Raw genomic sequence first — 714 nt, forward strand, 5'->3', positions numbered from 1 at the left:
TCATCGAAACGACGAACACAACGTCGCTTCACAAAACCAAGGAGATAGAAAATGAAAAAGTTTGCTCTTGCTGCCGTAGCCGTTGCCCTTAGCGCCGGTGCTGCTTTCGCTGAAAATCCAAATGTTGGCACCCCTGCCGACCTTTATGCAAATGACCGCACACCAGTTGCAGCCCAGCAGGTCGATCACACTGCAACCGCTTCGATTGGTCAGTCTTCGTTCCAGGACGGTTCGGCTCATCGCTTCGGTGATGCATCGCCTTCGAGCTTCCAGAACTAAGCCCAGTTTACCAAACCGCGTTTCAATCTGACTACATCAGATCAACGCATACGAGTTATCTCCCCGGTGGATGGCATTGGTGCCACCCCGGTGCCCCGGAAGCACTGATGCCATCCAAAGGGCGATGAAGAAGGAATAGAAAAATGAAAAAGTTTGCTCTTGCTGCCGTAGCCGTTGCTCTTAGCGCCGGTGCAGCTTTCGCTGAAAACCCACATGTTGGTGAACCTGCCGATCTTTATGCAAATGACCGCACGCCAGTTGCAACACAGCAGGTTGATAACACTGCAACCGCTTCTATCGGTCAGACGACCACCTATCAGGACGGCTCTGCTCATCGCTTTGGCGACGCATCGCCTTCAAGCTATCAGAACTAATATCGGCGCAAGCCGGTAGAATACAAAAAGGCGAAGCCCTCAGGCTCCGCCTTTTGTTGTT

General features: G+C 52.2%; 2 protein-coding genes. Both read left to right on the top strand.

Annotated elements, in window-relative coordinates:
- The first annotated feature begins 51 nt into the window (after nt 1-51).
- Nucleotides 52-279 (top strand): hypothetical protein, encoded by a 228-nt coding sequence (locus QSJ70_RS27320; protein ID WP_007873677.1) that lies wholly within the window; start codon nt 52-54, stop codon nt 277-279.
- Between the two features lie 143 nt (nt 280-422).
- Nucleotides 423-653: a hypothetical protein gene (locus tag QSJ70_RS27325; RefSeq protein WP_064320232.1), complete on the top strand. Its 231-nt coding sequence runs from the start codon at nt 423-425 to the stop codon at nt 651-653.
- Nucleotides 654-714 lie beyond the last annotated feature (61 nt).

Source organism: Brucella sp. NBRC 12950 (assembly GCF_030268145.1).
Taxonomy (GTDB): domain Bacteria; phylum Pseudomonadota; class Alphaproteobacteria; order Rhizobiales; family Rhizobiaceae; genus Brucella.

Coding starts and splice junctions, on each gene's coding strand:
- QSJ70_RS27320 (WP_007873677.1), top strand. CDS start 52: ATGAAAAAGTTTGCTCTTGCTGCCGTAGCCGTTGCCCTTAGCGCCGGT.
- QSJ70_RS27325 (WP_064320232.1), top strand. CDS start 423: ATGAAAAAGTTTGCTCTTGCTGCCGTAGCCGTTGCTCTTAGCGCCGGT.